Source organism: Cupriavidus sp. 05T41 (genome assembly GCF_056396525.1).
Genome location: NZ_JBFTLQ010000158.1, coordinates 1 through 7,787 on the forward strand (window position 1 = coordinate 1; position 7,787 = coordinate 7,787).

Here is a 7,787-nt window from a genome sequence, read left to right on the forward strand (position 1 = left end):
CGTTGTTGAGCGTGTTGACGTTGATGCTCTGCAGCTGGGCGATGTTCTGGTTGACGTTGACATTGACGTTGGCCACCGGGCCCAGTCCCTGCATCCAGGTRTTGGCGCCGCCGCGCACCGCGGCCAGGGACTTGCTGTCGAGTTCTTGGGTCAGCGCGAGGTCGCGCACGGTGATGGATGACATGATGCTGCTCCTTGAATGCAGTGATGGCCGGGGGGGGCGGCGACGATTAGCGGTAGATGTTGTTCTGGGCGTTCTGGGTCGAGTTGACATGCGACTTGATGTCRTCCGCGAAGGCCGTGTTGTTGCCGTTCATGTTGACCACGTTCTGGGTCTGGCCGATCAGCTGCGAGGCGTTGAAGGTMGAGTCGAGCTTGACCGAGCTGAACACGGGCATGAAGGGCACGAAGCCGCCGCGCACGCTGCGCATGGCGCCGGCGTCGAGTTCTTCGGTGACGGACAGGTCCTTGATGGCGATGGTAGTCATGGCAGTTCTCCTGGAAGGCGGTTGGCCAGCTGGCCGGGTATCGATTGGGACTTCGGTTCGTTTGCTGTCGAGCATCTTTGCTTCGCTCGGGAGGTACAAACGCATGGAGTGTGCCAAGGCAGGCCATGTCGCCGGAAATTGTCCGCAAAGCCAGGCTGGCACTGGGCTTCGGCTGCTTCGCTGCACATGCGGCGTACCCGCGGGCGGGCCGGCGGTGCCGTGGGCTGACGGGCCGCGGCCAACACTGTCGCCGCTTGTGTTCGCTTGCGCACGACACCTGGCGCAAGACAGGCCTGCCACGAGGCGCATGCGCCGCGCGCGGCCGTTGATGCGATGCACGGGGGGTTTGCGATTGCCATGAGTGCGCACTAGTATCCATCGTGGGCAGGTACTCGCTGGAGAATGGCGAGTGGGCGCTCAATGCGCAACTTCGCGCTACTACGTCGCGGCTGCATCGATGCCTAGCATTCCGGACCTGATACGAACCTTCCAAAGCGGTGGTCTGTCGCACGAAGAGCTATTTGCCCGCATCGACCGCACCCTGGCCGCCGACCAGGCCAGCGCGCGGCAGCTGGCGGAAATGCTCAGCGAGGAAAACACGCGCGTGCCGTTGCCGCCGGGCGTCTATGAAGAGGTGCTGCGCCGCATCGAGCGCCGCAGCAACACGCAGTTCGARGAGGGTGGCGAGGAGACCCGCATGGAGACCGGCCCGGCGGGCGGTGCGTCCATGCCTTCCACGCCTTCGTCGCCTTCGGCCGGCGCCTCGGTCGCGGCGGCCGGCGGCCAGGCCATCCCGGCCGGCGAGCCCGTCAAGGGCGTGGGCGATACGCTCAATGGCCGCTTCGTACTGGAGGAATGCCTGGGTGTGGGCGGCATGGGCACGGTTTTCAAGGCGCTCGACCTGCGCAAGCTGGAAGCCTCGGACCGCAAGCCCTATATCGCCATCAAGGTTCTCAATGTGCAGTTCCGCGGTCACCCGAAATCGCTGATCGCGCTGCAGCGAGAGGCACGCAAGGCGCAGACGCTGGCGCACCGGAACATCGTCACCGTCTACGACTTCGACCGCGACGGCTCGGTGGTCTACCTGACCATGGAGTACCTGCAGGGCAAATCGCTCAACCGCATCTTGCGCGCGCCCGATTTCGCCGGCATGCCCTACGGCAAGGCGCTGCCCATCATCACGGGGATGGCGCGCGCGCTGTCGTACGCGCACGAGCGCGGCTTCGTCCATTGCGATTTCAAGCCCGCCAATGTGTTCATCACCGACAGCGGCGAAGTCAAGGTGATCGACTTCGGCATCGCGCGCGTGTTCCAGCAGCCGGCCGACGATGCCGATCCCACCGTCTTCGATCCCGGCACGCTGGGGGGCATGACGCCTGCCTATGCCAGCCCCGAGATGTTCGATCACAGCGAGCCGGATCCGCGCGACGATATCTATGCGCTGGCCTGCGTGACCTACGAACTCCTCACCGGCCGCCACCCGTACGAGCGGCTTTCCGCCAACCAGGCGCGCAGCGGCGGCCTGAAGCTGCAGCGGCCGAAGACGCTCTCGCGCGGCCAATGGCGGGCGCTGCGCGCTGCCTTGTCGTTCGATCGCGCCACGCGTACGCCGACCGTGGCGCGCTTCCTGGCGGACCTGGGCGCCGAGCGTTCAGGCATGCCGTCGCTGGCCAAGCTGGGCGCGGCCTCGCTGGCGGGCCTGCTGGTGGTGGGCGGCGTGGGCTATTTTGCGTGGCGCACGCGCGGCGCCGCCGATGTCAAGACGCAGGCGGAAGCCCCGGCCGGCGCTGTGCCCCCCGCCGGGAACAAGGCACCCGAGCAACCGCCGGCGCGCGCGGAAGCCGTGCCGCCGCGCGCCTTGTCGATGCCTGCCGTGGCGGCCGTGCTGGCGCGCGCGCCTTGCTCGCTGCTGGCCGCCTCCGCGCACGGCKAGCACGAACTGCAGGTGCGCGGGTTCGTGGCGGAACGCTTCGGCGTCAAGCGCTTGAAGGAAGACCTGGGCGCGGTGCCGGGCGTGCAGAGCGTGAACCTGGAAGTGCAGCCGCTGGGCGACGACAAGTGCGACGTGGTCAAGCTTGTCTCGCCCTACTGGTCGGGGCGCCGCAGCGGGGATGCGCTCGCCACCATCCGCACGCGCGCGCCCGGCGGGCAGCTTGCCGAAGGCACGCCGCTGATCGTCGATATCACCACGCCGCCATACGATACCTACGTCTACGTGGACTACTACATGGCCGACGGCAAGGTCGTGCACATGGTGCCGAGCGCCCGTTCCAAGGCCAACCAGGCGCCGGCGAGCTATAGCGCCACAATCGGCAGCCTTGGCGACTGGGTGATCTCCAAGCCGTTCGGCACGGAGCTGATCGTGCTGCTCACCGCGCCCGCGCCGCTGTTCGACGCGCTGCGGCCCGAAGCGGAGTCGCGCCAGGACTATCTGCGCGCGCTTGACCGGCAACTCGGGCCGATGGCGGCCAAGCATGGCGAGGACCGCATCGGCGCGGACATCGTGCAGATATCCACCCGGCCGCGCTAGGCGCCCGGCGCGCTTCGCTGCCGGGCCCGTCCGCGGCCTGCTTCGGGCGGCCTGCTTCGGGTGGCCTACTTCAGGCGACCTACTTCAGGTCGCGCACCACGCGGAAGCCGTTCTGCGACTGCCGCACGCTGGCGCTGTACTTGAAGCGGGTGGAGGAGAGCATGTAGCTCGCGCCTTCGTGCCACGAGCCGCCACGGATCACACGCACGCTGCAGCCGGGGTCGTCCCAGGCGCGCCCGTCCACCGGCGCGTTCTTGTAGGAGATGTGCCAGCAATCGGCCACCCATTCCCATACGCTGCCGTTCATGTCGTGCAGGCCAAAGCCGTTGGCGGCGAAGGAGCCGACATTGGCCGGTGTGTCGGCGTTCCACGGGTCGCCGCAGTCCTTGCAGTTGGCGGTGCCCTTGCGCATCTGGTCGCCCCACCAGTAGAGCGTGCTGGTGCCACCGCGCGCCGCGTATTCCCACTCGGCCTCGGTGGGCAGCCGGTAGGCCTTGCCGCTGGTCTTGCTCAGCCACGCCAGGTACTGCTGGGCATCGTCCCAGCTGATGTCGCGCACAGGCGCGTTGCGCGCCGCGCCGGCCACCGTGGCGATGCGCTGGCAGCCGCCGGCATCGGCGCAGGCGCTCCATTGCTCGACGGTGACCTCGTACTTGCCGATGGCGAAGGGCTGGCCGATGGTCACGCGGTGCGGAGGCTTCTCGGTCGGGTCGCCACCGTTGCTGCCCATGGTGAAGCTGCCCGCCGGCAGGCTGTGCAGCACGGGACAGGCAGGGCAGTCCTTGAGCTCGCCGGGCTTGATGTCGACCGTGACGGCGCCGCTTGCCACTGCCCGCTGCGAGCCGGGCGCGGGCGTGCTGGCACCGGCCGTCGCGCCGGGCGGCGCAGTTGCCGRCGCACTCGCCGGCCCCTGCACCTTGCCGCTCTGCGCGCGTGCCGGGGGCGGCGTGACGGTGCCMTGCGCGGCAGACGGCCCTGTCGACGCGGACCCCGGGCGGGACCGTTCGGGGGKGGCGGCGGGGGTGCCCGTCTCGGGCTTGGCGCCGCTGGCGCGCAGGCGCTCGATGYGGGCCCGTGCCAGCGGTGCGAAGCGGCCATTGGGGTAGGCCTTCAGGTACGCCTMGTAGTCGCTGGAGAAATTGCTGTTCTTGATCGATTCCCAGAAGGTCAGTTCGTACTGCTCGTCGCTGTCCTTGGGCAGGATGCCGCGCTGTGCATATTGTAATGGCGACACCCGTGTCGGTCCGCCGGCAGGCGCTGCGATGCCACCGGCGCCGGCATCCCCGGCCGCCACGCGCGCCGCAAGCCGCAACGGTGCCGGCAACGACGACGATATCCATGGTTGCTGCCCGAGCCCGGTCTGTTGGCTGACGATCTGGCCGGCACGGCGCAGGGCGGTCTCGGCATCGGTCCCGGGCATCCGCATCGCMTGCAGCAGCGCGGCGGTGAAGGCGCMGTCGCCGGCGCGGGCGCCGGGCGCCGTGGCGTAGGCGATCACGGTTGCGGGGGGCGCGGCCGGCGGCATCGCCGTCGCGCCGCGATACGGATTGTCCAGGCAGGTATCGAGGATCAGGATATTGCGCCCGCCCGGGCGCGCCGCCGGCATGCTCGCCAGTATCGTGCCCAGTTCCGTCGCGCCGGTCAGCAGCCGGTGGGGCGCGTCGCCGCGCACGTCGACGGGAAGCAGGAGCGGCCTGTCGCCGACTTCGATGCCGTGGCCGGCGAAATAGAACAGGCCGACGCCGCCCTTGCCAAGGCGTTGCCGGAATTCGGCAAGCGCCTGCGCCATGCCGGCGCTGTCGAGGTTCTCGCGCAGCATGACGTCGAAGCCGAGCGCTCCGAGGGCCTGTCCCATCGCGCGCGCATCGCTGGCGGCGTTCGGCAGAGGGGCATCAGCGTATGCGGCATTTCCGATCACGAGCGCCAGGCGCGCCTCGCTGCCTGGCTCCGGCGTTCCGGGCGCGGCTGCGGCAGGGAAGGCCGTGGCCAACCCGATCAGGCACACGACAAGGAGTTTTCGCCACATATGCAGGCCTTGTTCGTACGGCGCAGAAGTTCATCGCCGCGCCGCGTGCCGATKGTGTCACGTGGTCGGCGAAACACGATGATGCCGGGCCATCGCGCCGGGTCCGGGGTTTGCCGTGCGAAGGCAAGATGCMGCGCTGGCGATACCGGGCTGGCTCAATCCACCATAGCACAGCGATTGTGAATCCGGAGGTGCTTTGCGACGCCGGGTGGCGCAGCGGGCGCACCATCCGCCGCGTGCGGCGCGGGCCGGGTAGCGTCAAGTATCTTTTTACGGTTTTCCGTTCTAAGCTGAATGACGAAAATGCAGGGCGCTGATCAAGAGCAAGAATCCACGCCGCGCTTTCGAGAATTCGCGAAAGAGTGAAAAAGGGTGCAGGAAGCCCCGCCGGTGCCTTGCCGGCGCGCCTGGCGCTTGCCGCGTTGCCATGCATGTGCCGCCGCGCACACGCGCGCTGCAGCACGGACCGTCGTAGGGAGGCCTTTCACATGCACAGGCGAACCGTGCTCGGCACCATGGCAGCATCGCTGCTGGCTGCGTTGCCTTCGATCTCGTTTTCCACGCCGGCTCCACCCAATGCCGAGGCCTACATCATCTGGCCGCCCGACGGCGCCGTGATCGAGGGCGGCAAGTTCTGGGTGCGCATGGGCCTGCGCAATATGGGCGTCGCCCCCAAGGGCGTGGAGATGGCCAACGTCGGCCACCATCACCTGCTGATCGACACCGATCTGCCGCCGATGGACAAGGAAATCCCCAACGACCGCAACCACCTCCACTTCGGTGCCGGCGAAACCGAGGCGCGCATCGAGTTGCCGCCAGGCAAGCACACGCTGCAGATGCTGCTGGGCGATGCGAATCACAAGCCGCACGATCCGCCCGTGTACTCCAAGAAGATCACGATCACAGTTCGATAAGAGGCACGATCAAAAAAGATCCTGGCGTCGTTGCACAGCCTTGCCGTACTACCGTGCCGTCTGCGGCCGCGCGCCTTGCCAGGACCGCTTCGCTTCATGCTTGACGGTGCCTGTCAGGCCCGGACCGCCATCCCGGCGGCACCMAACGGGAGAGAGTTCATGCGTAAGCTCATTCTGGGCGCTGCGCTCGCAGCCAGCCTGCTTCTGAACGGCGCGATGCCGGACAACGCGGTGGCCGGTCCCACGCCGGCGCCGCCCAATGCCTACCTGTATATCGGCTTCCCCAACAACAACCAGGTCCTGCCGGCCGGCAAGCCGATCAAGGTGTGGTTCGGCCTGCGCGGCATGGGCGTGGCGCCGCGCGGCGTGAAGTTCCCGAACAGCGGCCATCACCACCTGCTCATCGATACCGATCTGCCACCGATGGACAAGGAGATCCCCAACGACCGCAACCACCTGCATTTCGGTGCGGGCGAAACCGAGACCACCATCGAACTGCCGCCCGGCAAGCACACGCTGCAGTTGCTGATGGCCGACGACAAGCACATCCCGCACAATCCGCCGATCTACTCCAAGAAGATCACGATCTACGTGAAGTGATCTCGCCGGGCGCACCAGGGGCGTTGCGCTAGCCGGGCCACAAGAGCCCGGCGCACCGCCGCCGCGCGGCGCCATTCCCGGCATCGTCCCGCGCTTCGTTTCCCCGCCGCGCCCTTCTGCGCTTCCTTCATTTCCCGCATTTCCTCCCGTTCCTGCGCCGCCATCGCCGCCGCCATGAATCCCGGTCGCCGCGAGTGCCGACCCTGACGTGTGTTTTCCGCTGCTGTCTGTTGCCCGCGAACACCCGCGCGCCATTGTGTTGGTCCACGCCCGTCAGCGCACTGCCGTGCCAGCTGKCGCGCGCACCGGTTCCATGTGCTGCGCCAAAGAAAAAATCCAGGCGGGGACTGGGTTTGCGGGCGATCCGCGCCGACATGGCCCGCCTTGGCACACTCCATGCGTTTGTACCTCCCGAGCGAAGCAAAGATGCTCAGCAGCAAACGAACCGAAGTCCCAATCGATACCCGGCCAGCTGGCCAACCGCCTTCCAGGAGAACTGCCATGACTACCATCGCCATCAAGGACCTGTCCGTCACCGAAGAACTCGACGCCGGCGCCATGCGCGCCGTGCGCGGCGGCTTCGTGCCCTTCATGCCCGTGTTCAGCTCGGTCAAGCTCGACTCGACCTTCAACGCCTCGCAGCTGATCGGCCAGACCCAGAACGTGGTCAATATGAACGGCAACAACACGGCCTTCGCGGATGACATCAAGTCGCATGTCAACTCGACSCAGAACGCCCAGAACAACATCTATCGCTGATGTTGCCGCCGCYCTGCCGGCCCSGCCGAGCGCGCCAACCGAATTCGCACATCACTGAGTACCGGAGAACTGCCATGACTACCATCGCCATCAAAGACCTGTCCGTCACCGAAGAACTCGACGCCCGCGCCATGCGCAGCGTGCGCGGCGGCTTCGTGCCCTTCATGCCCGTGTTCAGCTCGGTCAAGGTCGATTCGAMTTTCAACGCCTCGCAGCTGATCGGCCAGACGCAGAACGTGGTCAACATGAACGGCAACAACGCTGCCTTCGTGGACGACATCAAGTCGCATGTCAACTCGACCCAGAACGCTCAGAACAACATCTATCGCTGATGTTGCCGCCGCCCTGCCGGCCCSGCCGAGCGCGCCAACCGAATTCGCACATCACTGAGTACCGGAGAACTGCCATGACTACCATCGCCATCCAAGACCTGTCCGTCACCGAAGAACTCGACGCCCACGCCATGAGCA

At 67.1% G+C, this 7,787-nt stretch carries 8 protein-coding genes; 5 read left to right on the forward strand and 3 right to left on the reverse strand.

Annotated features, from left to right (window positions below; all coding sequences use genetic code 11):
• A partial coding sequence (locus AC1DKV_RS39665) for a hypothetical protein (RefSeq protein ID WP_477139653.1) occupies window positions 1–184 on the reverse strand: 184 nt, incomplete at its 3' end.
• 46 nt (window positions 185–230) lie between these two features.
• Window positions 231–488: a hypothetical protein gene (locus AC1DKV_RS39670; RefSeq protein WP_441624367.1), complete on the reverse strand. Its 258-nt coding sequence runs from the start codon at window positions 486–488 to the stop codon at window positions 231–233.
• A 457-nt stretch (window positions 489–945) separates the two neighbouring features.
• Between AC1DKV_RS39670 and AC1DKV_RS39675 the strand changes: the two genes are divergently transcribed.
• Window positions 946–3,018 carry a serine/threonine-protein kinase gene (locus AC1DKV_RS39675; RefSeq protein ID WP_477139654.1) on the forward strand — a complete coding sequence of 691 codons (2,073 nt, stop codon included), beginning with the start codon at window positions 946–948 and terminating at the stop codon, window positions 3,016–3,018.
• A 79-nt stretch (window positions 3,019–3,097) separates the two neighbouring features.
• Here AC1DKV_RS39675 and AC1DKV_RS39680 read toward each other — a convergent pair whose 3' ends face one another.
• Window positions 3,098–5,044: an SUMF1/EgtB/PvdO family nonheme iron enzyme gene (locus AC1DKV_RS39680; protein WP_477139655.1), complete on the reverse strand. Its 1,947-nt coding sequence runs from the start codon at window positions 5,042–5,044 to the stop codon at window positions 3,098–3,100.
• Window positions 5,045–5,532: 488 nt separating this feature from the next.
• On the opposite strand from AC1DKV_RS39680, the gene AC1DKV_RS39685 reads away from it, so the two are divergent.
• The 4 genes from AC1DKV_RS39685 to AC1DKV_RS39700 all read left to right on the forward strand — a co-directional run bounded on the left by AC1DKV_RS39685 (window position 5,533) and on the right by AC1DKV_RS39700 (window position 7,649).
• Window positions 5,533–5,958, forward strand: a complete 426-nt coding sequence (locus AC1DKV_RS39685; protein WP_441624373.1) for a DUF4399 domain-containing protein — start codon at window positions 5,533–5,535, stop codon at window positions 5,956–5,958.
• Window positions 5,959–6,117: 159 nt separating this feature from the next.
• Window positions 6,118–6,558: a DUF4399 domain-containing protein gene (locus AC1DKV_RS39690; protein WP_441624375.1), complete on the forward strand. Its 441-nt coding sequence runs from the start codon at window positions 6,118–6,120 to the stop codon at window positions 6,556–6,558.
• Window positions 6,559–7,059: 501 nt separating this feature from the next.
• Complete coding sequence (locus tag AC1DKV_RS39695; RefSeq protein ID WP_441624377.1) at window positions 7,060–7,317, forward strand: hypothetical protein; 258 nt, start codon at window positions 7,060–7,062, stop codon at window positions 7,315–7,317.
• A gap of 74 nt (window positions 7,318–7,391) precedes the next feature.
• The gene (locus AC1DKV_RS39700) at window positions 7,392–7,649 is read left to right on the forward strand and encodes a hypothetical protein (protein ID WP_477139656.1); all 258 of its coding nucleotides are present in this window, start codon (window positions 7,392–7,394) and stop codon (window positions 7,647–7,649) included.
• Window positions 7,650–7,787: the final 138 nt, after the last annotated feature.